General features: G+C 72.1%; 23 protein-coding genes. 20 read left to right on the forward strand and 3 right to left on the reverse strand.

Translation table 11 applies throughout. The annotated features are described in order from the left end of the window. Positions 1–15 precede the first annotated feature (15 nt). On the reverse strand, positions 16–1,467 hold the full coding sequence (locus ASE20_RS08680; RefSeq protein WP_056894173.1) for a PLP-dependent aminotransferase family protein: 1,452 nt from the start codon (positions 1,465–1,467) through the stop codon (positions 16–18). A 61-nt stretch (positions 1,468–1,528) separates the two neighbouring features. On the opposite strand from ASE20_RS08680, the gene ASE20_RS08685 reads away from it, so the two are divergent. From ASE20_RS08685 to ASE20_RS08740, 12 genes are read left to right on the forward strand one after another with little or no spacing between them, the layout of a single operon-like run. Then, positions 1,529–2,212 carry a YczE/YyaS/YitT family protein gene (locus ASE20_RS08685; RefSeq protein WP_056894174.1) on the forward strand — a complete coding sequence of 228 codons (684 nt, stop codon included), beginning with the start codon at positions 1,529–1,531 and terminating at the stop codon, positions 2,210–2,212. Positions 2,213–2,252: 40 nt separating this feature from the next. Then, on the forward strand, positions 2,253–3,494 hold the full coding sequence (locus ASE20_RS08690; protein WP_056894175.1) for a toxic anion resistance protein: 1,242 nt from the start codon (positions 2,253–2,255) through the stop codon (positions 3,492–3,494). Between the two features lie 32 nt (positions 3,495–3,526). Further along, positions 3,527–4,045: a hypothetical protein gene (locus tag ASE20_RS08695; RefSeq protein ID WP_157538415.1), complete on the forward strand. Its 519-nt coding sequence runs from the start codon at positions 3,527–3,529 to the stop codon at positions 4,043–4,045. Next, positions 4,042–5,613, forward strand: a complete 1,572-nt coding sequence (locus ASE20_RS08700) for an AAA family ATPase (protein WP_056894176.1) — start codon at positions 4,042–4,044, stop codon at positions 5,611–5,613. The genes ASE20_RS08695 and ASE20_RS08700 overlap by 4 nt, the downstream gene beginning before the upstream one ends. Then, complete coding sequence (locus tag ASE20_RS08705) at positions 5,610–6,881, forward strand: hypothetical protein (protein WP_056894177.1); 1,272 nt, start codon at positions 5,610–5,612, stop codon at positions 6,879–6,881. The genes ASE20_RS08700 and ASE20_RS08705 overlap by 4 nt, the downstream gene beginning before the upstream one ends. Then, positions 6,878–7,846, forward strand: a complete 969-nt coding sequence (locus ASE20_RS08710; RefSeq protein WP_225869034.1) for a glutamate ABC transporter substrate-binding protein — start codon at positions 6,878–6,880, stop codon at positions 7,844–7,846. The genes ASE20_RS08705 and ASE20_RS08710 overlap by 4 nt, the downstream gene beginning before the upstream one ends. Further along, positions 7,843–8,973 (forward strand): hypothetical protein, encoded by a 1,131-nt coding sequence (locus ASE20_RS08715; RefSeq protein ID WP_056894179.1) that lies wholly within the window; start codon positions 7,843–7,845, stop codon positions 8,971–8,973. Before ASE20_RS08710 ends, ASE20_RS08715 begins: the two co-directional genes overlap by 4 nt. Next, positions 8,970–11,390, forward strand: coding sequence for a serine/threonine-protein kinase (locus ASE20_RS08720; protein ID WP_056894180.1), 2,421 nt, complete (start codon positions 8,970–8,972; stop codon positions 11,388–11,390). The genes ASE20_RS08715 and ASE20_RS08720 overlap by 4 nt, the downstream gene beginning before the upstream one ends. Next, a complete protein-coding gene (locus ASE20_RS08725) occupies positions 11,387–12,556 on the forward strand; it encodes a protein phosphatase 2C domain-containing protein (RefSeq protein WP_082612269.1) in 1,170 nt (389 codons plus the stop codon). The genes ASE20_RS08720 and ASE20_RS08725 overlap by 4 nt, the downstream gene beginning before the upstream one ends. Then, entirely contained in the window at positions 12,549–13,835 is a 1,287-nt protein-coding gene (locus ASE20_RS08730) for a vWA domain-containing protein (RefSeq protein WP_056894181.1), read from the forward strand. The genes ASE20_RS08725 and ASE20_RS08730 overlap by 8 nt, the downstream gene beginning before the upstream one ends. Next, positions 13,832–14,617, forward strand: coding sequence for an FHA domain-containing protein (locus ASE20_RS08735; RefSeq protein WP_056894182.1), 786 nt, complete (start codon positions 13,832–13,834; stop codon positions 14,615–14,617). Before ASE20_RS08730 ends, ASE20_RS08735 begins: the two co-directional genes overlap by 4 nt. Before the next feature lie 56 nt (positions 14,618–14,673). Beyond that, positions 14,674–15,567: an SDR family oxidoreductase gene (locus ASE20_RS08740; protein WP_056894183.1), complete on the forward strand. Its 894-nt coding sequence runs from the start codon at positions 14,674–14,676 to the stop codon at positions 15,565–15,567. Between the two features lie 48 nt (positions 15,568–15,615). Here ASE20_RS08740 and ASE20_RS08745 read toward each other — a convergent pair whose 3' ends face one another. Beyond that, positions 15,616–16,185, reverse strand: a complete 570-nt coding sequence (locus ASE20_RS08745; RefSeq protein ID WP_056894184.1) for an O-methyltransferase — start codon at positions 16,183–16,185, stop codon at positions 15,616–15,618. A 462-nt stretch (positions 16,186–16,647) separates the two neighbouring features. On the opposite strand from ASE20_RS08745, the gene ASE20_RS24690 reads away from it, so the two are divergent. The 5 genes from ASE20_RS24690 (at position 16,648) to ASE20_RS08765 (ending at position 21,121) form a co-directional block, all read left to right on the forward strand. Next, positions 16,648–16,809, forward strand: a complete 162-nt coding sequence (locus ASE20_RS24690; RefSeq protein ID WP_157538414.1) for a hypothetical protein — start codon at positions 16,648–16,650, stop codon at positions 16,807–16,809. 10 nt (positions 16,810–16,819) lie between these two features. Further along, positions 16,820–17,911: a 3-isopropylmalate dehydrogenase gene (locus ASE20_RS08750; protein ID WP_056894185.1), complete on the forward strand. Its 1,092-nt coding sequence runs from the start codon at positions 16,820–16,822 to the stop codon at positions 17,909–17,911. 78 nt (positions 17,912–17,989) lie between these two features. After that, complete coding sequence (locus ASE20_RS08755; protein ID WP_200952766.1) at positions 17,990–19,069, forward strand: branched-chain amino acid aminotransferase; 1,080 nt, start codon at positions 17,990–17,992, stop codon at positions 19,067–19,069. A 245-nt stretch (positions 19,070–19,314) separates the two neighbouring features. Beyond that, positions 19,315–20,280 carry an ATP-binding cassette domain-containing protein gene (locus tag ASE20_RS08760; RefSeq protein WP_056894187.1) on the forward strand — a complete coding sequence of 322 codons (966 nt, stop codon included), beginning with the start codon at positions 19,315–19,317 and terminating at the stop codon, positions 20,278–20,280. Position 20,281: 1 nt separating this feature from the next. Continuing rightward, entirely contained in the window at positions 20,282–21,121 is an 840-nt protein-coding gene (locus tag ASE20_RS08765; RefSeq protein ID WP_056894188.1) for an ABC transporter permease, read from the forward strand. A gap of 7 nt (positions 21,122–21,128) precedes the next feature. Here ASE20_RS08765 and ASE20_RS08770 read toward each other — a convergent pair whose 3' ends face one another. Then, positions 21,129–24,239 (reverse strand): ATP-binding protein, encoded by a 3,111-nt coding sequence (locus tag ASE20_RS08770; protein WP_056894189.1) that lies wholly within the window; start codon positions 24,237–24,239, stop codon positions 21,129–21,131. A gap of 100 nt (positions 24,240–24,339) precedes the next feature. Here ASE20_RS08770 and ASE20_RS08775 point away from each other — a divergent pair, with 100 nt between their 5' ends. From ASE20_RS08775 to ASE20_RS08785, 3 genes are read left to right on the forward strand one after another with little or no spacing between them, the layout of a single operon-like run. After that, complete coding sequence (locus ASE20_RS08775) at positions 24,340–24,915, forward strand: hypothetical protein (RefSeq protein ID WP_157538413.1); 576 nt, start codon at positions 24,340–24,342, stop codon at positions 24,913–24,915. Between the two features lie 37 nt (positions 24,916–24,952). Then, positions 24,953–25,429 carry an MmcQ/YjbR family DNA-binding protein gene (locus ASE20_RS08780; protein WP_056894191.1) on the forward strand — a complete coding sequence of 159 codons (477 nt, stop codon included), beginning with the start codon at positions 24,953–24,955 and terminating at the stop codon, positions 25,427–25,429. Positions 25,430–25,448: 19 nt separating this feature from the next. Continuing rightward, positions 25,449–25,808: a hypothetical protein gene (locus tag ASE20_RS08785; protein WP_056894192.1), complete on the forward strand. Its 360-nt coding sequence runs from the start codon at positions 25,449–25,451 to the stop codon at positions 25,806–25,808. Positions 25,809–25,819 lie beyond the last annotated feature (11 nt).

Raw genomic sequence — 25,819 nt, forward strand, 5'->3', positions numbered from 1 at the left:
AACAACCCCCGGCCCTCAGGCCACCAGCACCGGCTCGCTCCCGGACGTCGGCGCGGGCGAACCACCCCGCCCCGAGGTGACCACGGCCCACGCGTCGGCGATCCGGTCGACCGCCTCGACCAGCTCGGCCGCCGCGATCGCGTACGGCAGCCGGACGTAGCGGTCCAGCCCACCCTCGGGAGCGAACGACGGCCCCGGCGCGAGCAGCACGCCGTGCCGCTCGGCCTCGGTGGACAACGCGGTCGCGCCGGCCGCCGGCAGGTGGCACCACAGCGCCATCCCGCCGGAGGGGACGCGGAAGGTCCAGTCGGGCAGCCGCTCGTGCAGTGCCCCGACGAGCGCGTCGCGCTGCTCGCGGAGACGTCGTCGCTGCACCTCGACCAGGTCGTCGTACCCGGTCGTGAGGAGACGGGTCAGCACCAGCTGCTCGAGCACCGGCGCGCCGAGGTCGAGGCCGACGCGCGCGCGGGTGAGCCGGTCGACGAGGGCGTGCGGCGCGCGGATCCAGCCCAGCCGCAAACCTCCCCACACGCTCTTGCTGGCGCTGCCGACGCAGATCGCGTCCTTGCTGTACGACGCGAACGGCCGCACCGGCGCCACGTCGTCCAGGTGCAGGAGGTGGTGCGCCTCGTCGACGACGGCGGTCGCGTCGTGCCGGGCGAGCAGCCGGGCGTAGCTCGCGCGCTCCTTGTCCGTCATCACCAGCCCGGTCGGGTTGTGGAAGTCCGGCATCACGTGGACCAGCCGCGGCCGGTGCCGCGCGAGCGCGCTGCCGACCGCGTCGAGGTCCCAACCGCTCGGGTCGAGGGTGATGGTCGCGAGCCGGCCGCCGCCGCTGCGCAGGGCCTGCACCGCGTTCGGGTACGTCGGCGACTCCATCAGCACCCGGTCGCGGGGCCCGGCCAGGGCGGTCCCGATCACGGCGGTCGCCGCGAGCGCGCCGGGGGTCACGACGACCTGGTCGGGGTCGGTCGGGAGCCCGCGGGCGTCGTACGTCGCGGCGATGGCGGCCTGCAGTGCGGGCATGCCGGCGGGGAAGTAGCCGTGGCTGCCGAGGTGGGCGGGCAGCTCGGCCGCGGCCTCGGCGTACAGCGCGGCGATGCCCGGCGGCGCCGTCGCGGCCGCGCAGACCAGGTCGATCACGCCGTTGCCGACGTCGCTGGGCCACAGGGCGCGGTCGAGCGCACGGATCCGGCCGCCGGGCAGCCGGGTGAACGTCCCCGAGCCCTGCCGTGCCTCGGCGTACGCCGTCTCGCGCAGCAGTGCGTAGGCCCGGGTGACCGTCGTGCGCGAGACGCCGAGCGCCTCGGTCAGGTCCCGCTCGCTCGGCAGCCGGGTGCCGTACCCGATCCGTCCGTCGCCGATCAGCTCGCGCAACGCGTCGGCCAGGCCGACGTACGCGGGGGAGCGGTCGAACCCGTCGACGAGGGTGGCGAGTCGTCCCGCCGCCAGAGTGGCCTGCACCATGCAGGCCACTCTCCCATGATTGGCTATTTGGCGACAGTCCAATCTCCGCCACGCTGGATGCATGAGCACCACGACCGTCCAGCTCGCCGACCTCGGGCCGATCACCCAGCTCCGCGCCGGCAAGCTGCCCCGCCGCCTCGTCCAGCTGTACGTCGGCCTCGTGGCCTACGGCGTCAGCCTGGCCCTGATGGTGCTCGGTGCCATCGGGCTGGCCCCGTGGGACGTGCTCCACTCCGGTGTGACGAAGCACGTGCCGATCACCCTCGGCCAGGCGGTCGTGATCTTCAGCTTCCTGGTGCTGCTGCTCTGGATCCCGCTGCGCGAGAAGCCCGGCCTCGGCACTGTCTCCAACGCGCTGGTCGTCGGCTTCTCGGCGGACGCCACGCTCGCCCTGTTCGACGCCCCCGACAGCCTGTTCGCGCGGATCCCGCTCATGGTCGGCGGCATCGTGCTCTGCGGTGTGGCCACGGCGCTCTACATCGGAGCCCAGCTCGGCCGCGGCCCCCGGGACGGCCTGATGACCGGGCTGGCCCGTCGTACCGGACTCTCGATCCGGTTGGTCCGCACCGGCCTCGAGGTCACCGTCGTCGTGATCGGGCTGCTGCTCGGCGGGACCCTCGGCATCGGCACCGTCGCCTACGCGTTGACCATCGGCCCGATCGCCCAGTGGATGATGCCGTGGTTCCTGGTCGACCTCGGGCAGGTCGGTGGCATCCCTGAGACCGACCCTGAACTTCTGCGCTGAGCCTGCATGAAGGGTGGGTTCGCTGGATAGGCTCGGGCCCATGACCACCGACGGTTCCCAGGCCACCCCCGCTGCTTCGGCCCCCGAGCCCAGCCCGCTCGCACCCCCCGAGCCCGTCATCCAGCTCACCGCGCCCGAGGCGCCGGCCGTGGTGGTCGAGACCCAGGCGCCCAAGATGGCGCCCCAGGTCGACGCGGCGATGGTGCCCGAGCTCGACGCGAAGGTCGACAACTTCCTCACCTCGCTCACCGCGGCCAAGGCCGGCAGCCCGGAGTTCTCCGCGCAGGCCGAGAACGTCCGCACCATGGGCGACGCCGACATCCGCAAGGCCGCGGAGACGTCCAACCGGATGCTCGACAAGCCCGTCAACGCGCTCAAGCAGGGCGGCATCGCCGAAGGCTCCGACGTCGGCAAGACGCTGCTCGCGCTGCGTCGTACGGTCGAGGACCTCGACCCGGGCCAGGCCACCGGCGTCAAGAAGTGGTGGGACAAGCTGCCCTTCAACGACAAGGTCGAGGACTACTTCCGCAAGTACCAGTCCTCCCAGAGCCAGCTCAACGGCATCCTGCACTCCCTGCGCAGCGGCCAGGACGAGCTGACCCGCGACAACGTGGCGCTCAACCTCGAGAAGACCAACCTCTGGTCCGTCATGGGCCGCCTCAACCAGTACATCTACGTCGCCGAGAAGCTCGACGCGAAGCTGTCGGCCAAGATCGCCGAGCTCGAGCTGAGCGACCCCGAGACCGCCAAGACCCTGTCGCAGGACGTGCTGTTCTACGTGCGCCAGAAGCACCAGGACCTGCTCACCCAGCTCGCGGTGTCGATCCAGGCGTACCTCGCGATCGACATCATCATCAAGAACAACATCGAGCTCATCAAGGGCGTCGACCGCGCGACCACGACGACCATCTCCGCGCTGCGGACCGCGGTCATCGTCGCCCAGGCGCTGAACAACCAGAAGCTGGTCCTCGACCAGATCACGGCGCTGAACTCGACGACCTCGACGATGATCCAGCGCACCTCGGAGATGCTCAAGGAGAACTCCGCGGCGATCCAGGAGCAGGCCGCGTCCTCGACGATCGGCATCGAGCAGCTCCAGGCCGCGTTCGCCAACATCTACGCCACGATGGACTCGATCGACGAGTTCAAGCTCAAGGCCCTCGACAACATGTCGACCACGATCGGCGTGCTCGAGAACGAGGTGCAGAAGTCGAAGGCCTACCTCGACCGGGTCCAGCAGCACGACGCGCGCAACGCCGCCGGCACGCTCGACATCGGCTGACGGGGAGACGCAGGGGACAGGACGCGTTTCGGGTGGGGCTGAAGACGTGGTGGCGCGGCCGGAGGGACGGTGGCGCGCAGGAGCAGGCGTACGTCGTACCGGCGGCGCCGACCGAGCAGGACATCCGTGCTGCCCTCAACCAGGTCCACGCCATGCTCACCAGCAACAACGCACCGCCGGTGGTGATCGCGCGCGTCGAACGGATCGCCCGCACGATCAACCAGACCCTGCCGCGGCTGAGCCAGCTCGGGCTCGGCAGCGAGGAGAGCTACTCGGTCGTCGCCACGGCCACCGACTACCTGCCCGAGGCACTGCAGTCGTACCTCCGCCTGCCGCGTGACTGGGCGGACACGCGGCCGATCGACGGCCGCAAGACCGCCCTGCTGATCCTCATCGAGGCGCTCGAGCTGCTGGGCCTGACGATGGACAAGATCCTCGATGCCGCCAACCGTGCCGACGCGCAGGCCCTGATCGCGCACAGCCGGTTCCTCGACGCCAAGTTCGGCCACTCCTCGACCGGTGGCCCCGACCTGACCCTGGGAGCGCCATGAGCACCCTTGCCGAGGCGCTCGACGCCCTGGTGGCCCTCGCCCGCGACGCGGGCCTCGACGAGGCTGCCGCACGGGCCGAGGGCGAGGCCGTCGCGGCCACCGTCTCCGAGCGTTCCCGCGGTGCGTTCGTCACCTGGTCCGAGCAGACCGGGCGTGCGGTCTCCGCCGAGGAGCACCAGCTCGCGGCCAAGCGCGGCAACCGGTTCCGTGCCGGCCCGACGCCGCTGATGGCCCAGCTCCTCCTGGCGAAGTCCGCTGCTTCGGCCGGGTACGCCGGCGCGCTCGCCGACGTCGCCCTCGCCGGCGCCCGCCTCGGCGAGCCCGGCCCCGAGGCCCTCGGGGCCGCCACCACCGTGACCACCGCCCAGCTCGGCGGCGGAGCGGCCGGCCTGACCCCGCCCGGCGGGGGACCGGGCGCCTTCGACCTGCCGGTGCGCCAGCCGGTACCGGGCCTCGGCGACGAGATGCTCGACCAGGTGCGCCGCGTCGGGGAGCAGGTGCGCCGCCAGCTCAGCGCCATCGGCGGAGCCGACCCCTCGGTGGTTGAGGTGCGAGGCGCCCCGGCGCCGAGCCTCGAAACCTCCGAAGCGCCGCGCACCCAGGCCGCCGAACCGGAGACGCCCGCGGCCGAGCCCGCGAAGGACCCCGAGCCGACGAAGACGGTCGAGGAGCTGCTGGCCGAGCTCGACGCCCTGGTCGGTCTCGCCAACGTCAAGGGTGAGATCCACCGCCAGGCCGCCGTACTGCGGGTGGAGGGGCTGCGGAAGAAGGCCGGCCTCGAGAGCCCGACCATCACCCGACACCTCGTCTTCAACGGCAACCCGGGCACCGGCAAGACCACCGTCGCCCGCTTGGTCGCCGGGATCTACCGCGCGCTCGGCCTCCTCACCAAGGGCCAGCTGATCGAGGTCGACCGGTCCGAGCTGGTGGCGGGCTACCTCGGCCAGACCGCGGCCAAGACCGCCGAGGTCGTGGCGTCCGCCGAGGGCGGCGTGCTGTTCATCGACGAGGCGTACTCGCTCTCCGGCGACCAGTACGGCAAGGAGGCCATCGACACCCTGGTGAAGGAGATGGAGGACAAGCGCGAGGACCTCGTCGTCATCGTCGCCGGGTACCCCCTCCCGATGGCCATCTTCATCTCGGAGAACCCGGGCCTGGAGAGCCGCTTCCGCACCACCATCGACTTCTCCGACTACACCGACGACGAGCTCGCCGACATCTTCGCCTCGATGGTCGGCGGCGCCGACTACGACGCCGGCGAGCCGGTCCTCGCCCGCCTGCGCGAGATCCTCGCCGGCACCGAGCGCGGGCCGTCCTTCGGCAACGCCCGGTTCGTCCGGAACCTGATGGAGGCCGCCATCGGCCGCCACGCCTGGCGGCTGCGCGACGTCGCCGAGCCCACCCTCGAGCAGCTGCGCACCCTCGAGCCCGCGGACCTGGTCGTCGACCCCAACGACCAGCCCGCCGCGCCCGCTGCCGCGGAGGGTGAGGTCGTCCCGCCCGCGGATGCCCCACCGGCCGAGCCGGTCGACCCCTTTGTCGCCGCCCCCGAGGAGGAGTCGGAATGAGCCAGACCGCCAGCCCCCAGGCGGCCCCACCGCCCCCGGCCGCCGCGCCCGCGCCGGCCGCTCCTGCGACAGCGACCCGCGCCGGAACCGGCCACGTCGACACTCCTGGCCTGCTGAACCGCTGGCAGCTGATCGGGATGAGCGTCGCGATCGTGTTCGGGCTGCTGAGCGCGTTCGTGCAGTTCCTCGGCTGGCAGTCCGACGGCCGCGCGGCCGAGGACACCAAGCAGCTCCAACGGGTGCAGGAGATCCAGTCGTCGCTCCTGCGGGCCGACGCCCTCGCCACGAACGCCTTCCTGGTGGGCGGCTTGGAGAAGCAGCGCGCGACGTACGACGAGGAGATCAACACTGTCCTGCGGGAGATCACGAACGCTGCTGACGCCCAGCCGGCGGACCGCGAGGTGCTCGGGGAGCTCAACGTCGCGGTGGGCGACTACACGAGAGCGGTGGCCGACGCGCGGAGCAACAACCGTCAGGGATTCCCCGTCGGTGCGGAGTACCTCAGCGGCGCAAGCACGCAGCTGCGTGCGGACGCGACCCCTATCCTCAGCGCACTCGTCAAGGCCAATACCGAGCGCGCCGAGGGCTCGATGGACGGTCAGCACCCCTTCTGGCTGCTGCTGATCGGGCTGCTCGCGCTCGCTGGTCTCTTGTGGCTCAACCAGCAGCTCGCCCAGCACTTCCGTCGACGGCTCAACAAGGGAATCGCCGTCGCGGCTGCAATCGTGTTGGTCGTCACGGTCATCGGAGTCGTCGGCGCCTGGATCCGCGACAGCTCGAACGACACCCTCCGCGACGGCGACCTGGCCCTTGCCATCTCGCAGGCGAAGGCCCGCACGGCTGCCAATGACGCCAAGGCGAACGAGAGCCTCGCGCTGATCAAGCGCGGCTCCGGTGCGGTGTACCTGGAGGAGTGGGAGGGGTCGGCGACGAACGTCGAGCGTTCGCTGCGTCGCGACACCGGTGAGTCCTGGAACGACTACGTCGCGGTCTACCGAGAGATCCGCAAGCTCGACGACGGCGGGAACTGGGAGAAGGCACGCGATCTCGCCACGACATCCGCCGCCAGCGGGTCGTCGAAGCCGCTGGACGACTTCGACAAGGCCTCGGACCAGATCGTGAAGGCAGCGAGCGGCCACGTTGGGCACGACCTGCGCAGCGGTCGTGACGTGGCGCTCGCCATCAGCATCTTCAGCCTGCTGCTCGGCATAGGGGCCGCACTGTTCGTCTCCCGAGGTATCGGCGAGCGACGGAGGGAGTTCTCGTGAAGTCTGTCCGCCTGTCCCGTGCCATGGTCGGGGTCATGGTCGCGGGAGGCCTGTTCATGAGTGCCTGCGGCTATGACGCGACTGTGGTGCCCGAAGCGAAGGCACCCGCGACGACGTCCGGGTCCGCGATCAAGCCCGTGGAGTGCGACAACGCGACCCAGTCGTATCAACCGAGCAACGACGCGGCAGCGGCGCGCCGCGAGCTCCTCAACCCCGACCGGCTGGTCGTCGGTGTCTCCGCGGACACCTATCAGCTCGGCTGGGCCAACCCCTTCGACGACAGCCGGATCCAGGGCTTCGACATCGACGTCGCCAAGGCCGTCGCCGACGCCCTCGGTGTGAAGCTCCAGCTGCGCGTCATCAGTGCAGCAGACCGTCCCACGCTGCTCGGTGCGAAGACCGACGGCGAAGCGCACGAGCAGGAGATCGACCTCGTCGCCCGCAACTACACGATGAACTGCACGCGCTGGACCCAGATCGGCTTCTCGGCCGTGTACTACAACGCCACGCAGAAGGTGCTGGTCCGTAAGGACGACGTCGGCGACTTCGAGAAGAGGGGGGTGGCTTCTCTGGCGGGCAAGGACGTGTGTGCGCCGGCAGGCTCGACGAGCATCGACAACATCAAGGAGATCCAACCCGATGTCGAGGCGGTCCCGGCGGCGAACCACACCGGCTGCCTCGTGAAGTTCCAGCAGGGTGAGGTCGACGCCATCACCGGCGACGACACGGTCCTCGCCGGCTTGGCGGCGCAGGACCCGTACGCGGTCGTGCCGGACCAGCAGAAGCTGACCGACGAGCCCTACGGCATCGGCGCCAACAAGGGCGACAAGGACCTCATCGCCTTCGTCAACTCCGTCCTCGAGCAGCGCCGCAGCAACGGCGAGTGGCAGAAGTCCTACGACAAGTGGCTCAAGCCCTACCTCGGCAACGCCACTGCCCCCGCCCCGACGTACGGCCGCCGGTGACCGTGCAACAAGCCACCGCCACGTCCCCCACCGCCCCCGGCAAGCTCGGGGACGCGCTGGACCCTGCGGCGATCCAGACCTACCTCGGAGAGCTCGACACCTGGCTCCGGGTACGACGCTCCGAGCTCGACGAGCTCGACCGGGCCGCGCTCGGGGCGGGCCGCGGGGGAGAGCTGGCCGGCGACATGTCGCTCGCGCTGGCGCTGTGGAAGGCGATCTCCGACCGCTACCAGCTCGTCTTCGCGACATGGGACGGCGGCCGGGTGCTCCAGCAGGAGCGGGAGCGGATCTCGGCGCTGGTCTGGGGCCGGCTCGACGGCGCGACGGAGCTGCCGGGCGGGCTGGCGGTTTCGCTGCCGGAGGCGGGCCGGTTGTGCGATGCGCTCACCGGGCAGCTGCGCACCCGGCTCTCGCTGGCCCCGGACGCCGATCGGTCGGCGGCGCGGATCCGCGACCTGCGGGCGCAGCTGGAGCGGATCCGCGACCAGGTCGGCCTGGAGCCGGCCAACAGCCGCGACGCCGCGATCGCCACGCTGGCCGGGCTGATGAGCAGGCTCGAGGCGCTGACGGCGAAGGCCGAGCGCGGCGGTGACGTCGGCGGGATGCTCGGTCCCCTCGAGACCGAGGCGACGACCTTCGAGCGCGACCTGATCGTCGGCAACGCGCGGCGCCGTGACGCCCGCAGCAAGGTCCTCTCGGCACGCGAGCTGCGGGCCGACCTGGAGGCCCGCGAGGCCGCGCTGGCCAAGCTGGCGCAGACCTGCGTGGACACCGTCGACCCTGCGCCCCGGTACGCCGTGCCCGACGTCGACCTGCTCGGCCCGGTGCCGGTGACGCCCGACGAGATCGAGCCCTACCTCCAGCGCCTCGACCGTGTGTCCCAGGCGATGGAGGTCGCGCAGCACGCCTACTCCGCGGCGCTCGAGGAGCACACGCAGCTGGTCGGCCTGCTCGACGGTTACGTCACCAAGGCCCGCGCCTCCGGTGTCGCCGGCCACCCCGACCTCGCCGAGAGCGAGCGCGCCGCCCGTGCGCTGCTCGAGCGCCGGCCCTGCCCGATGGTGGTGGCGCGGCAGCTCGTCACGACCTACCAGACCTGGTTGTCCTCGACCAAGGAGACGAAGTGAGCGGACCCGCCTGCACCCAGCCCGGCTGCACCGGCAGCATCCTCGACGGGTACTGCGACGTCTGCGGCATGCCCGGCGACGCCCCGGCCCAGCCAGCGGCTCCCGCGGCGCCCGCCACCCCCGCGGCCAGCATGCCCGCCGGCGTCTCCGCCGCCAGCACGTCCAAGCGCGCCCCGGCGGTCAACGGCGACGCCTGCCCGCAGCCCGGCTGCAGCGGCAAGATCCTCGACGGGTACTGCGACGTCTGCGGATCGCCCGCACTGCCCGGTGCCCGTGTCGCCGAGGCCGCCGCCATCGCCGAGTCCCAGCCCCTCTCGGGCCGTGAGGGCACGTCCGCGACCGCGGCGAGCCGGGTGCAGTCGGCGGCGATCGGCTCCAAGCGGGCCGGTACGACGGGCAGCTACGCCACGCGTCGTACCCGCACCGGGTCGCAGCGGATGCGCTCGGCCCGCCTCGGCGCCGGCCTCACCGTCGTCCCGCCCGCGCCGCCGGTCGACGCGGCGAAGGCGATCATGGCCGACCCGCAGGTCCCCGAGGACAAGCGCAGCTGCTCGAAGTGCGGCAACGCCGTCGGTCGCAGCATCAACGGCCAGCCCGGGCGCAGCGAGGGCTTCTGCCCCAACTGCGGCCAGCAGTTCTCCTTCACCCCGAAGCTGGTGCAGGGCGACCTCGTCGCGGGCCAGTACGAGGTGGCCGGCGCCCTCGCGCACGGTGGTCTCGGCTGGATCTATCTCGCCCGCGACCGCAACGTCTCCAACCGCTGGGTCGTGCTCAAGGGCCTGCTCAACTCCGGCGACCCCGACGCGCTGGCCGCGGCGATCGCGGAGCAGCAGTTCCTCGCCCAGGTCGAGCACCCGCTGATCGTCGAGATCTACAACTTCGTGACCCACGAGGGCGCGGGCTACATCGTCATGGAGTACGTCGGCGGCAAGTCCCTCAAGCAGATCCTCAAGCAGCGGATGTCGGCCAACAACGGCGAGTACGACCCGCTCCCGGTGGACCAGGCACTGGCCTACATCCTCGAGCTGCTGCCGGCCTTCCAGTACCTCCACGACCTCGGCCTGGTCTACTGCGACTTCAAGCCCGACAACATGATCCAGGTCGGCGACGCGATGAAGCTGATCGACCTCGGCGGCGTGCGCCGCATCGACGACGACGAGTCGGCGATCTACGGCACGGTCGGCTACCAGGCACCCGAGGTCGCCGAGATCGGCCCGTCGCTCGCCTCCGACATCTACACGATCGGCCGCACGCTCGTCGTCCTCACGATGGAGTTCCGCGGCTACCAGGGCACCTACCTGCACAGCCTGCCGCCGGTCGACGCGACCCCGCTGTTCCAGCAGAACGACTCGCTCTACCAGCTGATCGCCAAGTGCTGCGCGCCCGACCCGGCCGACCGGTTCGCCTCCGTCGACGAGATGCGCTCGCAGGTCCTCGGCGTGCTGCGCGAGGTGGTCGCCCGCAAGCGCCAGGGTACGGCGACCACGTCGGCGGCCTCGGTCCTGTTCGAGTCGCCGGCGACGGCCCGCCCGATCACCGAGTGGAGTCAGCTGCCCAAGCTGCGGCAGGACACGACGGACCCTCAGTACGCCTGGCTGTCCTCCATCGGCTCCGACGACCCGAAGAAGCGGCTCGCGGACCTCCAGCAGGCCCCCGAGGACAGTGCCGAGGTGTGGCTCGCCCGCGCCGCGGCGGCGCTCGACCTCGGCGACCCGGTGACGGCCAAGGCGCACGCGCAGTCGCTGCTCGGCGACGACCCGTGGGAGTGGCGGGCGCTGTGGATCGAGGGCCTCGCGGCCGTCCAGGCCCAGGACTGGGAGACGGCGAAGGCGTCGTTCAACGCGGTCTACCAGCAGGTGCCCGGCGAGCTCGCGCCCAAGCTGGCGCTGGCCTTCGCCTGCGAGCGCGGCCAGCTGCCCGAGGTTGCGGAGGGGCTCTACCAGGTGTGCGCGTCGACGGATGCGGCCTACGTCCCGCCGGCGGCCTTCGGCATGGCCCGGGTGCGCGCGGAGCGCAAGGACGTGGTCGGTGCGGTCGCCGCGCTCGACCTGGTCCCGAACACCAGCCGCGGCTACACCGAGAGCCGTCAACAGCGGGCCGAGGTGCTGCTCTCCGGTGGCGTCCGCGACCTGACGGTGCTCGACCAGGCGATGCGCACCATCGAGTCCTCCAGCGTCGACGGCCAGACTCGCCAGCGCTACACGGTGCGGATCCTCAGCGAGGCGCTGCCGGTCGTCACCAGCGGCCCCAAGCTGCCCGACGGCGCCCGGATCGGTTCGGTCGCGGCCACCGAGATCGGTGTGCGCGACGGGCTCGAGAACGCGCTGCGGATGCTGGCGCGCGACGCGATCGACCTCAAGGAGCGGGTGACCCTGGTCAACCAGGCCAACGCCGTCCGGAACTGGAGCCTCACGTGACCTGTCCGTCCTGCGGATCGGCGGTCGCCGAGGGAGCCCGGTTCTGCGAGGGCTGCGGGGCGCAGCTCGGCGCCGCCGAGACCACGCCCGCCCCGGGCCCCGCCCCGGTCCCGGCCGCCGCGGCCGCCGCCACCGACCACCCGCTCGGTGACGCGCCGATCAGCGCGCCGACCCGCAAGCCCGCCGGCACCCTGCCGGACCCGGTGCCCACCCCCGGACGTCGTCCCTGCGCCGAGTGCGGGGGAGAGGTCGGGCCCGACCTCTACTGCCTGGCCTGCGGCACGAAGGCGCCCAGCGAGCGCGACCACTTCGAGGAGCAACCGGCGCCGTGGGTCGCCGGCGTCTGCGACAAGGCACTGAAGAAGAACCGCAACGAGGACGCGATGGCGCTGCTCGCCAGCCCGGAGGCCGGTACCCGCGCCGTGCTCGTGGTGCTGGACGGCGTCTCGAACTCCATCGACTCCGACGTCGCCTCGCTCGCCGGCGCCCGCGCCGCCCGCGAGGTGCTGCGGGTGCCCCTGCCGGCCGGCATGGGTACGCCGGAGAGCCGCACCGCCGCCGTCTCCAGGGTCTTCGCGAACGCCGCCGCCGCGGCCAACACCGCGATCATCGCGGTGACCGACCCGGACTCCCCGAACCCGGCGTCGGCCACCTTCACCACGGCCGTGCTCGAGGGCAACCGGATCACCTGGGCCAACATCGGCGACTCGCGCTCGTACTGGATCCCGGATGCCGGCGAGCCCGTCCAGCTCACGACCGACGACTCTGTCGCGCAGTCGCAGATCGCCACCGGGGTCGCGCGCGAGGTGGCCGAGAACGGGCCGCAGGCGCACGCGATCACCAAGTGGCTGGGCCGCGACTCCGAGGACTTCGTGCCGACGGTCGGCAGCCTCGAGGTCTCCGAGCCGGGCTGGCTGCTGGCCTGCTCGGACGGCCTGTGGAACTACGCCTCGACGCCCGAGGCGATCGCCGCGCAGGTGCGTGGCGCGGGCACGTCCGAGCCGCTCGCGCTCGCGCTGGCCCTGGTCGCCTTCGCCAATGCGTCGGGCGGCCACGACAACATCACCGCAGCGGTGGCCCGGGTGGACCTCGGGCAGAATGACAGTGCCAACGACGGGACCCCGACGGGTGCGGGCGTCCCAGGAGGAGAGCCGAGCAATGGCTGAGTTCAGCGCGAGCGTCTACCAGAACGAGTTCCTGCCCGACGGCGGGACCGACGTCAACGCGATCGTGACCGTCACCTGCACGGGCGCCGGCACGGCCGGCCAGTCCGGATCGGGCGACGCGGGCGAGATCATCATCGTCGACACCTCGGGCTCGATGGCCGCCCCGACGATGGCCGCTGCCAAGGACGCCGCCCAGGCCGCGCTCGCCGAGATCGTCGACGGCACCTGGTTCGCCGTGATCGCCGGCGCCGACCGCGCGATGCTGGCCTTCCCGCAGGTCTCCAGCGGCCCGGGCATGGTCCGGATGGACACCGCCAGCCGTCAGGCCGCGTCCGACGCGATCAGCCGCTTCGTCGGCAGCGGCGGTACGGCGATCAGCACGTGGCTCGACCTGGCCGGCCAGCTCTTCGCGTCGGTCCCGGAGATCACCCAGCGCCACGTGCTGCTGCTGACCGACGGCGAGAACCGCGAGCGCCCCGGCCGACTCGACGAGTCGATCAACCGCGCCACCGGCTACTTCCAGGCCGACTGCCGCGGCGCCGGCACCGACTGGCAGGTCGCCGAGATCCGCCGGATCGCGCAGGCCCTGCTCGGCACCGTCGACATCATCCCGAGCCCCGCCGAGATGAAGGCGCAGTTCCAGGAGATCATGCGCAAGGCCATGTCCCGCGGTGTCGCCGACGCCTCGCTGCGGGTGTGGACGCCGCAGGGCGCCGAGGTGCTGTTCGTGCGCCAGGTGTCGCCGACCGTGGAGGACCTGACCAGCCGTCGTACGCCGGTCAACCCGCTCACCGGCGACTACCCGACCGGTGCGTGGGCCGACGAGTCCCGCGACTACCACATCGCGATCCGCGTCCCGGCCAAGGCGATCGGCCAGGAGCAGCTCGCCGCGCGGGTCCAGCTCGCGCTCGGCGCCGACGTCGTCACGCAGGGCCTGGTCAAGGCGACCTGGTCGAGCAACTCCGAGCTGACCACCCGGATCGACCAGCAGGTCGCCCACTACACGGGGCAGGCCGAGCTCGCGCAGATGATCCAGGAGGGCCTGGCCGCGAAGGCCTCCGGCGACGAGGCGACCGCGACCACCAAGCTCGGTCGCGCCGTCCAGCTCGCCGCCGAGACCGGCAACGACGAGGCGACCAGCAAGCTCAAGAAGGTCGTCGACGTCGAGAACGAGGAGACCGGCACCGTCCGGCTCAAGCGGGCGGTCGAGAAGGCCGACGAGATGGCCCTCGACACCGCCTCCACCAAGACCACCCGGATCCGCAAGGAGCCCACATGAGCAGCGTGTGCCCGTCCGGGCACGACTCGGCGTCCGACGACTACTGCGACGTCTGCGGCCTGCCCATCCCGGCCGGCTCCTCGACGCCTGCGCCCGCCGCCGACGCGCCCGCACCGGCCGACCCGCCGGCCGCCGAGCCCGCCCCGGCGACGACGGCGTGCCCGAACTGCCAGGCGAGCAACCCGCCCAACGCGCTGTTCTGCGAGGCCTGCGGCTACGACTTCACCACCGGCTCGATGCCGCGCCCGGTCACCCCGCCGACCATCGAGTCCGTGCTCGACCTCGGCGCGCCGTCCAGCGGTGCTGCCGCGGACGCCGGTGCCTCACCAGCGGCCACCGGCCCGGTCGCACCGGCCACGCCGGTCGCGCCGCCACTCACCGACGGGTGGGTGGCCGAGGTCTGGATCGACCCGGACTGGTACGCCGACCAGGAGTCCATCGACCCGCTGCCCTCCGCGGGCGTGCCGGTCGTCGTACCCCTGCGGACGACGTCGATCCTCGTCGGCCGCACCTCGCGCAGTCGCGGCATCCACCCGGACATCGACCTCGGCGCCGACAACGGCATCAGCCGGCGCCACTGCCAGCTGACGACCGACGGCACCCGCTGGTGGGTCGAGGACCTGGGCTCGTCCAACGGCTCCTACCTCGGCTCGGCCCTCGGCCCGCTGCCGAAGACGCCGGTGCCGCCGGGGGAGAAGCGCGAGATCGGCCCCGACGACCGGGTCTACCTCGGTGCGTGGACGCGGATCGTGATCCGGAAGGCGCAGCCCGGCGAGGTGTGACGCACCACCTGTTACCAGGCGTCGTCCACATCGTCCGGATCTGGCACGATCGCCCCATGGCGATCAAGGACCAGGTCATCCTCATCACCGGCGGCGCCCGCGGCATCGGGCTCGAGACGGCGAAGGCGCTGGCCGGCAAGGGCGCGAAGCTGGTCCTGACCGACCTCGACAGCCCCGCTCTCGAGGAGGCGGTCGCGGCGATCGGTGCCGACGCGTGCGAGGGCGTCGTCGCCGACGTGACGAACCTGCCCGCGATGGAGGCCGCCGTGGCGACGGCGGTCGAGCGCTTCGGCCGGCTCGACGTCGTCCTCGCGAACGCCGGCATCGCCAGCTACGGCTCGGTCATGGCGATCGACCCGGCCGCCTTCCAGCGCACCCTCGACATCAACATCACCGGCGTCTTCAACACCGCCCGCGCCGCGATCCCCGAGCTGGAGAAGACCAAGGGGTACCTGCTGGTGGTGTCCTCGCTCGCGGCCTTCGCCGCCGCGCCGGGCCTGGCGGCCTACAACGCCAGCAAGGCGGGCGTCGAGCACCTCGCCAACGCCCTGCGGCTCGAGGTCGCCCACCGTGGCATCGCCGTCGGTTGCGCGCACATGTCGTGGATCGACACCCCGCTGGTCCAGGACGCGAAGAGCGACCTGCCGACCTTCCAGGAGCTGCTCAGCAAGCTGCCGCCGCCGCTCAACAAGACCACCGACGTGGACTCCTGCGTCAAGGCGTTCGTGAAGGGTGTCGACAAGCGCCAGCGCCACGTCTACTGCCCGGGCTGGGTCCGCGGCGCCGGCCTCAACCGCAACGTCATCAACTCCGCCGTCGGCAACATCCCGATCCTGCGCCTGGTGCCGGACCTGCTGCCGCGCATGGACGCCGAGGTCCGCGCGCTCGGTCGTTCGACGAGCGCCCGCAACGTCGCCAACGACGAGCGGAAGGCGGCCGGCGAGGGCTGAGCGCCCGCGCGCCAGTTTCACCGGCCGGCCGGTGAAACTCCTCCAGCGTCAGCGGCGGGTGGCGACGATCGCGGACGCGTCGGACGCCACCATCACCTCGACGGTGGTGAACCGCTCGTCGGTGAGCCACTCCTCGCGGAGGGTGTCGACCCGGCCGCCGGTGATCGGCGGCCACATCTCGCACGGCACGAAGTCGTCGAGGACCACGATGCCGCCGGGCTCGACGAGGTCGGCGAGCTTGTCCACCCGTACGGCGGACGGGTCACCCGAGTCGAGGAAGAGCAGCGAGAACGGGCCCTTGTCCATCAGCGTCGACCAGTCCGCCTCCAGGACGTCGACCAGCGGGTCGTCGACGAAGATCTCGGTCGCGGCCGCGGCGAGCCGGGGCTGCAGCTCGGCCGTGAGGATCCGGGCCTTGTCGTTGCGCACGCCGGAGCGCAGCCACGCCGTACCGACACCGCACCCGGTGCCGAACTCCGCCATCGTGCCCTCGCGCGTCGCCGCGAGCATCGCCAGCAGGCGTCCGGTCTCGTTGCGGCAGAAGGAGACGTAGCCGGCGCGTCGGGACACGTCGAACGCACGGGTGACCACGTCGGGCAGGTCGGGGGGCGCGCTCATGCAACGAGTTTCACCCCGCGTTCAAGGAGCGGGACGGGAATCTCGCATCGTGGCCACCCTGGAGGGCGAGTTCGTGCTCCGACACGCCCGCATCGTGGAACTTCCCGGGACAACGCGTCCCTGATCGCCTAGAGTGCTTCCATCATGCGGAGCGCTCTTCTCGTAATCGTGCGCCGCGGCGGGGCCTGAGAGAGGCCACCTCGCCGCGGTGATTGCGGCGTTTCCCGATACCGCGTCGGGCTTCTCGATCCAACTGAAGTCCTGGCGCATCTCCGATCGCACCGCGGCGGGCCCACCGGCCCCACATCGCGCGATCCGCATGACAGTCGTAGTCGAGCTCTTGTGAGAACCACGAGCTGACGCCCCACCCGCCGCGGTGGGAGAGGCCAGGACCGACCGCAGTCCTTCCACGTCATCTCAGTGTCACTCAGCCACTCACCAGCTCAGACGGAGAACCCAGCGATGTTCACCACCACGACGCGCCCCAGCCAGTACCGCGACGCCCAGGAGTGGGGTCCGGCCAAGCACGACCCCGAGCACCCGTACCACCTCGACGCCCTCGAGACGCCGGCCTACGGGACTGCCCTGCGAGACGGGGACGACGCCTTCCCGGACGACAACTAACGTTTTCGCCATGACCGCCACCCCCTTCACGCCCGCGACCGGACAGGTCGACCTCGCCGTCATCCCCGGAGACGGGATCGGTCCCGAGGTCACCGCCGAGGCGCTCAAGGTCCTCGAGGTCGCTGCGCCCGCCGAGCTGAAGTTCGCGCGGACGCAGTACGACCTGGGTGCCGAGCGCTACCTCGCCACCGGCGAGGTGCTCCCGGAGAGCGTGCTGGAGGAGATCCGCGGCCAGGACGCGATCCTGCTCGGTGCCGTCGGCGGCAAGCCGAACGACCCGAACCTGCCGCCGGGCATCCTCGAGCGAGGCCTGCTGCTCAAGCTGCGATTCGAGCTCGACCACTACGTCAACCTGCGTCCCTCGCGCCTGTACCCGGGCTCGGTCGCGCCGCTGTCCGACGCGGTGCTCGGCAAGGGCGAGATCGACTTCGTGGTCGTCCGTGAGGGCACCGAGGGCCCCTACACCGGCAACGGCGGCGCGCTGCGCGTCGGTACGCCGGCCGAGGTCGCCACCGAGGTGTCGGTCAACACCGCGTTCGGCGTGGAGCGGGTCATCCGCGACGCCTTCGCCCGCGCCCAGAAGCGCCCGCGCAAGAAGCTCACCCTGGTCCACAAGACCAACGTGCTGGTCAACGCCGGCTCCGTCTGGTGGCGGCTGTTCCAGGAGGTGGCGAAGGAGTTCCCCGACGTCACGACCGACTACAGCCACATCGACGCCGTCATGATCTACCTGACGACCGACCCGCAGCGCTTCGACGTCATCGTCACCGACAACCTGTTCGGCGACATCGTCACCGACCTGGCCGCCGCGATCACCGGCGGCATCGGCCTGGCCGCGTCCGGCAACGTGAACCCCGACCGCACCGCGCCGTCGATGTTCGAGCCGGTCCACGGCTCGGCGCCCGACATCGCCGGCCAGCTCATCGCCGACCCGACCGCCGCGATCCTCTCCGGCGCGCTCCTGCTCGACCACCTCGGCCACCCCGAGGCGGCGGCCCGCATCGAGACCGCGGTCCTCGCGGACCTCGAGGCGCGCGAGCCGGGGACGCAGCGTCGTACCCCCGAGGTGGGCGACGCGATCGCCGCACGAGTAGCCGGCTGAGCCTGCATCGGAGATTCCTCCGCACGCGGGCAGACGGCCCATTCCCGACCCGCGTTAACGAGGACTAACCTGATGACCATGCAGATCACCACCACGCTCTCTGCGCACCCGACCGACGACGCTCGGCTGGCAGAGATCCTGTCCAACCCCGGCTTCGGCTCCCACTTCTCCGACCACATGTTCACCGTCGAGTGGACGCCGGAGAAGGGCTGGTACGACGCCCGCATCACGCCGTACGGCCCGATCACCCTCGACCCCGCCGCGGCGGTCCTGCACTACGCGCAGGAGACCTTCGAGGGCATGAAGGCCTACCGCCACGCCGACGACTCGCTCTGGCTGTTCCGGCCGGAGGCCAACGCGGAGCGGATGAAGCGCTCCAGCCACCGCCTCGCCCTGCCCGTGCTCGAGGTCCCCGACTTCGTTCAGGCCGTCGAGGAGCTGGTCAAGGTCGACGCCCGCTGGGTTCCGGGCAACCCGGACGGCGGCGAGAAGAGCCTCTACATCCGGCCCTTCATGTTCGCCTCCGAGCAGTTCCTCGGGGTGCGGCCCGCCCAGCACGTCACGTTCATGGTGATCACCAGCCCCGCCGGTGCCTACTTCAAGGGTGGCATCAAGCCGGTCACGCTGTGGCTGAGCGAGGACTACACCCGCGCCGGCCGCGGCGGCATGGGTGCTGCCAAGACCGGCGGCAACTACGCCTCGTCCCTCGTCGCGCAGCAGGAGGCCTACGCCCAGGGCTGCGACCAGGTCGTCTTCCTCGACGCGCAGGAGGGGAAGTACGTCGAGGAGCTCGGCGGCATGAACATGTACTTCGTCTTCGACGACGGCTCCATCGTCACCCCCGAGACCGGCACCATCCTCGAGGGCATCACCCGCGCCTCGATCATCGAGCTCGCCGGCAAGATGGGCCACCAGGTCACCGAGCGGAAGTTCGGCATCGACGAGTGGCGCGACGGCGTCACCAGCGGCCGGATCACCGAGATCTTCGCCTGCGGCACCGCCGCGGTCGTCACCCCCGTCGGCTCGCTGAAGTACGACGGCGGGGAGGCCCCCGCGCCCGCCAGCCAGGACCTCACCATGCGGATCCGCGACGCCCTCGTCGGTGTCCAGCTCGGCCGCAACGAGGACACCTTCGGCTGGATGAAGCAGATCGTCTGAGCTCTCCACCCGCTGGTTGAGGTGCGACGAGCGCCAGCGAGGAGCCTCGAAACCTCGGGCCGTGGTGCTGGGACTGTGCCGGCGCCGTCGGGTGCGTCGGGCCCGGAGGTTTCGAGGCTCGGCGCCGGGGCGCCGCACCTCAACCACCGGGCGAGCGCCAGAAGGCACCTTGAAACCGCGGTGAAACCGCTGCGCCGGATGCTCCTCCCACCAGCCGGGTCGATCCCCGGCGAGAAGGAGCAACGATGACTGCCACGAACGCAGTGCAGGCCCACGGCCTGGTGAAGACCTTCGGTGCCTTCCGCGCCGTCGACGGCATCGACCTCGAGGTCCGCCGCGGCGAGATCTTCGGCGTCCTCGGTCCCAACGGCGCCGGCAAGACCACGACCCTCAAGATGCTCGCCACGCTGCTGCCGATCGACGGCGGCGAGGCGGAGGTCTTCGGGGTCGACGTACGACGCGAGCCGCACCGGATCCGCCAGCTGGTCGGGGTCACCGGCCAGTACGCGTCGGTCGACGAGAACCTGACCGGCGCCGAGAACCTCATCCTCTTCGCCCGCCTGCTCGGGCAGCGCACCCCCCAGGCCCGTCGTACGGCGGCCGACCTGCTCGGGCGCTTCGGGCTCGAGGAGGCGGCGGACCGCCAGATCAAGAACTTCTCCGGCGGCATGCGACGCCGGCTCGACCTCGCTGCGTCGCTCATCGCGCGACCGCCGCTCATCTTCCTCGACGAGCCGACGACGGGCCTGGACCCGCGGACGCGCGGGCAGATGTGGGACACCATCCGGGAGCTGGTGGCGCAGGGGTCGACGATCCTGCTGACCACCCAGTACCTCGACGAGGCGGACCAGCTGGCCGACCGGATCGCGGTCATCGACCGTGGGCGCAAGGTCGCGGAGGGCACGCCCGACCAGCTCAAGGCGAGCGTCGGCAGCTCGACACTGCACCTGCGCGTCGCGGACCGCGACCAGACCGCCCGCGCGGCGGCGATCGTCGAGCAGGTGCTCGGCGAGCAGCCGGTCCTGACCCCGGAGGCCGGTGGGCTCACCATCGCGCTCACCGACGCCAACCGGGCGGCCGACGTACTGATCGCGCTGCGCCAGGGCGAGGTCGACATCACCACCGCGGCCGTGCGCCAGCCGACCCTCGACGAGGTCTTCCTGACCCTCACCGGCCACCACGCCGACGACGAGAACAAGGAGGTGGCCTGAGATGACCACCCTGCTCCCTGACACCGCGCCCGGCACCACGAGCGTGACCGACGCCGACCGGGTCCTCCCGGCGCGCCCGTCGCTGCGCGACACCGTCCACCAGAGCCTGGCGATGGCCTGGCGGGCCACCAAGAAGATGCGCCGCAACCCGGAGCAGTTCTTCGACGTGACCCTGCAGCCGATCCTGTTCACGGCGATGTTCGCCTACATCTTCGGCGGCGCGATCTCCGGCTCGGTGGCCGACTACCTGCCGCTGATCATCCCCGGCATCCTCGCCCAGACCGCGCTCACCGCCTCGATGGCGACCGGCACGCAGATGCGCGAGGACATGGACAAGGGCGTCTTCGACCGCTTCAAGTCGTTGCCGATCGCGCGGATCGCGCCGCTGGCCGGGCCGATGCTCGCCGACCTGATCCGGTACGGCACGGCCGCGACCATCACGATCCTGGTCGGCCTCGCGATGGGCTACCGACCCGGCGGCGGTGTCCTCGGCGTCCTGGCCGGCTGGGCGCTGACGATCTTCGCCGGCTGGGCGCTGTCGTGGATCTTCTGCTGGCTCGGCACCGTCGCCCGCTCGGCCCAGGCGGTCCAGGGCATCGGCATGATGATCATGTTCCCGCTGACCTTCCTGTCCAACGCCTTCGTCCCGATGGAGACGCTGCCGGGTTGGCTGGAGGCGTTCGTGAAGATCAACCCGGTCTCGCACGTCGTCACCGCGGTCCGCGACCTCATGAACGACGGCAACCTCACCGGCGAGGTCGGCTGGGCGCTGCTCGGCTGCACCGTCGTCGTCGCGATCTTCGCGCCGCTGGCCGTGCGGAGCTACTCCCGCAAGATGTGAGACCGGCTCACAGCACGCGCGTCACGGCGGCGCGGGCCTCGACCACCAGGTCGGGTCCGCGCCGTTCGCCGTACTCCGCCTGGACGGCCTCGAGCACGCCGGGCGCCCGCTCGTCGCACAGCGCACGGGCGGTCTCCCACTGCATCGTGGGGGCGAAGCGGTAGTAGGAGAAGCGCTCCGCCAGCACCAGCACCCGGACGGCGTCGGCGGCGGGACCGTCGGAGCGCACCAGTGCCCACAGGCCCAGCCCGAACAGCACGAGGCCGCCGACGGGGTAGTCCATGAAGGGCCGCTCCGGGTCGAGGGCGTCGAGTGCCCGGGCCGACAACGCGTCGCGCAGGTCGCGGCCCTCGTCGCCGTGCCCGTGCAGGGCGTACGCCGACACCGCTGCGGCCTCGCCGGAGATCGCCCACGGCGTCGTCACGTCCTCCGAGCCCGGCATCCGCATGGCGCGGGTCGCCTCGGCCGCCACCCGGTGCAGCCGCAGGCCCTCGGCGACCTCTCCCGTGATCAGGGCCAGCTCCGCGCGGGTGCGCAGGATCGCGACGTCGCCGCCGGGCATGCCCGTCGGCGCCAGGGCGGCGAGCTCGGCCACCTGCGCGGCCGCTGTCGTGAGGTCCCCGCCGATCATCGTCGCGGTCGCCACGATCGCCCGGTTCTGGACGGCGTCGTCGACGGCGCCGAGGCGCTCGAGGACCGGCAGCGCCAGCAGGGCGTGCTCGGCCGCTCGCGCGGCGTCGCCGAGCTGGGCGTGCAGCTCGGCGAGCTGGGCGTCGATCATCGCCCGCCGCCACGGGCCCTCGTCGGAGCGGACGAGCGGCAGCGCCCGGTGGAGGGCGTCGACCGCGCCGTAGGGGTCCCCGTTGTTCTCCCACTGGTGGGCTGCCCACTGCAGGGCCAGGCAGCGCACCCACGGGTCGGGGTCGTCGAGCAGGTGGGTCAGGTCGGTGGCGATGCCGTCGGTCTGGGCGAGGGTGACGCGCACGAGCGCCGCGAGGGCCGGATGGTCGGTGCCCGCACCGAGCGCCTCGAGCTGGCCAGTGAGCTGCTCGGCGCCCGCGGACCCGGTGAACCGGACGCTGAACAGGGTGATGCAGAGCGCGGAGCGCGCGGTGTCGACGAGTGCCGGGGGGACGTCCCACCCCTCCAGTGCCGTCGCGACCGCAGGCGCGACGGTCATGCTGCGGAAGTGGTCGCCGCTGATCGACCAGTAGCCGCCGAGCGTCCCGAACAGGGTGGCCACGGCGTCCTGCTCGCCGGCCGTGAGCGCCTCCCGCAGGACGTCGGCGAGGTTGGTCTCCTCCTCGCGGAGGTGGTCCATCGCCTCGATCTGGTCGGTCGAGAACAGCCGTCGACCCTCGCGCAGGGCGAGGTCGACCGCCCACTCCTGCAGCGCGCGGGCGACCTTGTCGGACTCGCCGGCCGTCTCGCGCTGGAGGCGACCGAACTCGCGGACCGTCTCCAGCATCCGGAAGCGGGTGCCGTGGTCGGTGTCGGTGACGGCCAGGAGCGACTGCTCGACGAGGTCCTCGACCGTCTCCAGCGCGTCGTCACCCAGCAGTGCGCCGGCAGCCTCCAGGGTGAACCCGTCGTGGAACGCCGCGAGGTAGCGCAGGGCCCGACGCTCCCGCTCGGCGAGCAGGTTCCACGACCAGTCGATCACCGCGAGCAGCGTGCGGTGCCGGTCGGGTGCGCTGCGGTCGCCGCCGCGGAGCAGCGCGAACCGGTCGTCGAGCCGCCGCGCGATCTCCGCCGGCGCCATCACGCGCACCTTCGCCGCCGCGAGCTCGATCGCGAGCGGCAGGCCGTCGAGGCGTCGTACGACGTCGCGCACGGCGTCCTCGTCGAGCCGTACGCCGGGCCGCGCGGCCTCGGCGCGGGTGCGGAACAGGTCGACGGCGTCCTCGGTGCCCAGGTGGGGGAGCAGGTGGACCCGCTCGGCCGCGATCGCCAGCGGCGCACGGGTCGTCGTCAGCACGCGCAGCTCGCGGGTGGTCGCGACGAGGAAGGCGACCAGGTCGGCCACCGCCTCCACGACGTGCTCGCAGTTGTCGAGCACGAGCAGTGTCGGCGCCTGGTCGAGCTGCTGCGCGATCCGCGCCCGGACGTCGGCCCGCTGCTCCGGCGTGAGGGTACGACGCCCGCTCACCGAGTCACGGACGCCGAGCGCCGAGCCGACCTCGCCGACGAGGTCCTCGGGCGCGGTGACGCCCACGAGCTCGACGAAGTGCACGACCGGCTGGGTGGCGGCGCCGGCGACCGTGTGCGCGAGCGTCGTCTTGCCGAGGCCGCCGGGACCGACGACCGACACCACCCGGGCCGCGGTGAGCAGGCCCTCGACGGTGCGCAGGTCGGCGTCGCGGCCCAGCAGCGGACCGGCCGCGTAGCGCAGGCCCTCGCGCACCGGGCTGTCCATCGCGAGCAGCTCGCGGTGCACCCGCTGCAGGTCGGGGCCCGGGTCGCTGCCGAGCCGGTCGCGCAGCTCGGTCCGGTGTGCCTCGAAGCGCTCGAGCGCCACCGCCGCGCCCCGCACCGCGGCCTCGGCGCGCAGCAGGTCCACGAGGAGGGGCTCGTCGTCGGGCGCCTCCAGGGCCGCCTGCTCCAGCCCGGGCAGTGCCTCGCCGTGGCGTCCCGACCGGGCCAGGGCGCGGGCCCGCACGACGGCGGCGTCGCGGAGGTCGTGGTCGGCGCGGCGTCGTACCTCGGCGAGGGGGCCGGCCGCCGGGTCGGGCACCCCGGCCGGGGCGAGCGCCAGCGCGGTCTCGGCGTGGCGCAGCGCCACCGCCGGGTCGTCGGCGAGCGTCTCCCGCGCCGCCCGCGCGCTGCGACGCAGCTGGAGGGCGTCGACCCGCTCGGCGGGGACCGCGAGCCGGTAGCCGTCGCCGTCGGTCACCAGCGCGCTCGCGCCGACGGTCGAACGGACCCGCGACACCAGCACCTGCAGCGCCTTGCCGGGGTTCGCCGGCTCGTCCTCGCCCCAGACCAGGTCGACCAGTCGGTCGGTGCCGAGGGTGCGCCCCGCGTCGGCCAGTGCGGCGAGCAGCGCCTGCGGCCGGTCACCCGTGACCGGGGTGCCGTCCCAGCGCACGCCGTCGAGCAGCGTCAGGAGGATCGGCACACGCGTGAGTCTAGGGATCGACGGGAAACCTGGGCATCGTCGTTTGCGGCCGGCGGCGGAGGGTCAGGCTCCGGGCACGGACTGGAGAGAGGAGCCTCGGGTGAGATCTCGCAGGTACTGCGTGGCGGTGGTGCTCGCCGCTGCTCTGGCGTCGACCGCATGCTCGTCGGACGACCGGGCGGAGCCGGACACCGGGGACCCGACGCCGGCCGCGTCGTCGGAGGCCGGCAGCCCCTCGGACGAGGGGATCGGTGGCGTCGCACCGGCGACGGGCAAGCAGATGTCCGACGACCACATCTCCTTCCGGCTCCCCGCAGGCGACCCCTGGGAGGTGGACTACGGCGGCACGGTGGGCTTCCTCGCACCTCCCGACGACCGGGTCTCCCAGATCAACATCGGTGGCGCCGGCGCGACCATCGACGACCTTGCCGAAGCGGCGAGACTGGGGCTCGCGTCGCTGAAGGACGTCCGGCCGACCGCGCGGCGGGAAGCCAACCGGACGGTCGCCGGCCAGGAGGTCGTGGTCCTGGCCGCGGACGACGACCACGGCTACTACTACGTCGTCGCAGCGATCAACGCCGGCACGCACGTCGCGATCCACTTCGACCTGCCGCGCAACGACGCCGCTGCCCATGACCTCATCGACGCGGTCCTCGCCAGCGTTGAGTGGAAGTGATCCGAGAACGTCCGCGAGAAGTGCTTCACTGGCTGCCATGGCGCACCCGATCATGTTCACCGACGACGACCCGGGGCTGGCCGAGCTGCGCCGGATCTGCCTGGCGCTGCCGGGCGCGGAGGAGCGGATCAGCCACGGGCGGCCCACCTTCCGGGCGGGCAAGATCTTCGCGGCCTTCGGCGGGAGCCTGGCGTCAGCCGGCGGGGAGCGCAGCGACCGACGCCAGAGGATCAGGCCGGGGGAGCACCGGATGGTGCCGAGCGCCTTCATCTTCACGCCCGATGCCGTCGACCTGCCGGCGATCGACGCCGACGAGCGCTTCTTCGTGCCCGCCTACTACGGCCCCTACGGCGGCCGCGCGATCGACCTCGACGACCCGGCGCTCGACTGGTCGGAGATCGCGGAGCTGGCTGATGCGTCGTACCGCCGGGTCGCGCCGAGGAGGCTGCTCGCCGAGCTCGACGCCCGGACTGTGCACCGGACTGAGTACCCGTACCCTCCTGCCTCCTCCTGACCGGCACGATCCTTCGGCCATGACCACCCAGAACCTGATCCTGTCCGCCCGTCTCCTCGCCGTCCTCGTCGTCGGCTCCTTCGCCGCCGTGATCGCACTGCCGCGCAGCGGTGACCGTGTCACCGCCGCCGTCACCGCGGCCGTCGCGGTCGTCCTCGCCGTCGCGGTCGCCGGAGCCGTCCGCCGCGGCGGTGCCCGGCCGGCTGCCGCCGTCGTGACCGCTGCCGGGGGAGTCGCCGTCGCCGGTGCCGAGCTCTACCTGCTGAGCCTGTCGTCCGACGGCGCCGACATCCCGCTCGCCGGCGTCGGCATCCTCTTCCTCGGCCTGATCGCGGTCTTCGTGGGAGCCCTCACCCTGGCTCGGCCGCGCGTCCGCTGAACCCACCCCGC

The organism is Nocardioides sp. Root240 (genome assembly GCF_001428825.1).
Taxonomy (GTDB): domain Bacteria; phylum Actinomycetota; class Actinomycetes; order Propionibacteriales; family Nocardioidaceae; genus Nocardioides.

Bases quoted from the DNA above. Each gene is read 5' to 3' on its own strand.
- ASE20_RS08680 (WP_056894173.1), bottom strand. From the start codon at position 1,467: ATGGTGCAGGCCACTCTGGCGGCGGGACGACTCGCCACCCTCGTCGAC.
- ASE20_RS08685 (WP_056894174.1), top strand. From the start codon at position 1,529: ATGAGCACCACGACCGTCCAGCTCGCCGACCTCGGGCCGATCACCCAG.
- ASE20_RS08690 (WP_056894175.1), top strand. From the start codon at position 2,253: ATGACCACCGACGGTTCCCAGGCCACCCCCGCTGCTTCGGCCCCCGAG.
- ASE20_RS08700 (WP_056894176.1), top strand. From the start codon at position 4,042: ATGAGCACCCTTGCCGAGGCGCTCGACGCCCTGGTGGCCCTCGCCCGC.
- ASE20_RS08705 (WP_056894177.1), top strand. From the start codon at position 5,610: ATGAGCCAGACCGCCAGCCCCCAGGCGGCCCCACCGCCCCCGGCCGCC.
- ASE20_RS08730 (WP_056894181.1), top strand. From the start codon at position 12,549: ATGGCTGAGTTCAGCGCGAGCGTCTACCAGAACGAGTTCCTGCCCGAC.
- ASE20_RS08735 (WP_056894182.1), top strand. From the start codon at position 13,832: ATGAGCAGCGTGTGCCCGTCCGGGCACGACTCGGCGTCCGACGACTAC.
- ASE20_RS08740 (WP_056894183.1), top strand. From the start codon at position 14,674: ATGGCGATCAAGGACCAGGTCATCCTCATCACCGGCGGCGCCCGCGGC.
- ASE20_RS08745 (WP_056894184.1), bottom strand. From the start codon at position 16,185: ATGAGCGCGCCCCCCGACCTGCCCGACGTGGTCACCCGTGCGTTCGAC.
- ASE20_RS24690 (WP_157538414.1), top strand. From the start codon at position 16,648: ATGTTCACCACCACGACGCGCCCCAGCCAGTACCGCGACGCCCAGGAG.
- ASE20_RS08750 (WP_056894185.1), top strand. From the start codon at position 16,820: ATGACCGCCACCCCCTTCACGCCCGCGACCGGACAGGTCGACCTCGCC.
- ASE20_RS08755 (WP_200952766.1), top strand. From the start codon at position 17,990: ATGCAGATCACCACCACGCTCTCTGCGCACCCGACCGACGACGCTCGG.
- ASE20_RS08760 (WP_056894187.1), top strand. From the start codon at position 19,315: ATGACTGCCACGAACGCAGTGCAGGCCCACGGCCTGGTGAAGACCTTC.
- ASE20_RS08765 (WP_056894188.1), top strand. From the start codon at position 20,282: ATGACCACCCTGCTCCCTGACACCGCGCCCGGCACCACGAGCGTGACC.
- ASE20_RS08780 (WP_056894191.1), top strand. From the start codon at position 24,953: ATGGCGCACCCGATCATGTTCACCGACGACGACCCGGGGCTGGCCGAG.
- ASE20_RS08785 (WP_056894192.1), top strand. From the start codon at position 25,449: ATGACCACCCAGAACCTGATCCTGTCCGCCCGTCTCCTCGCCGTCCTC.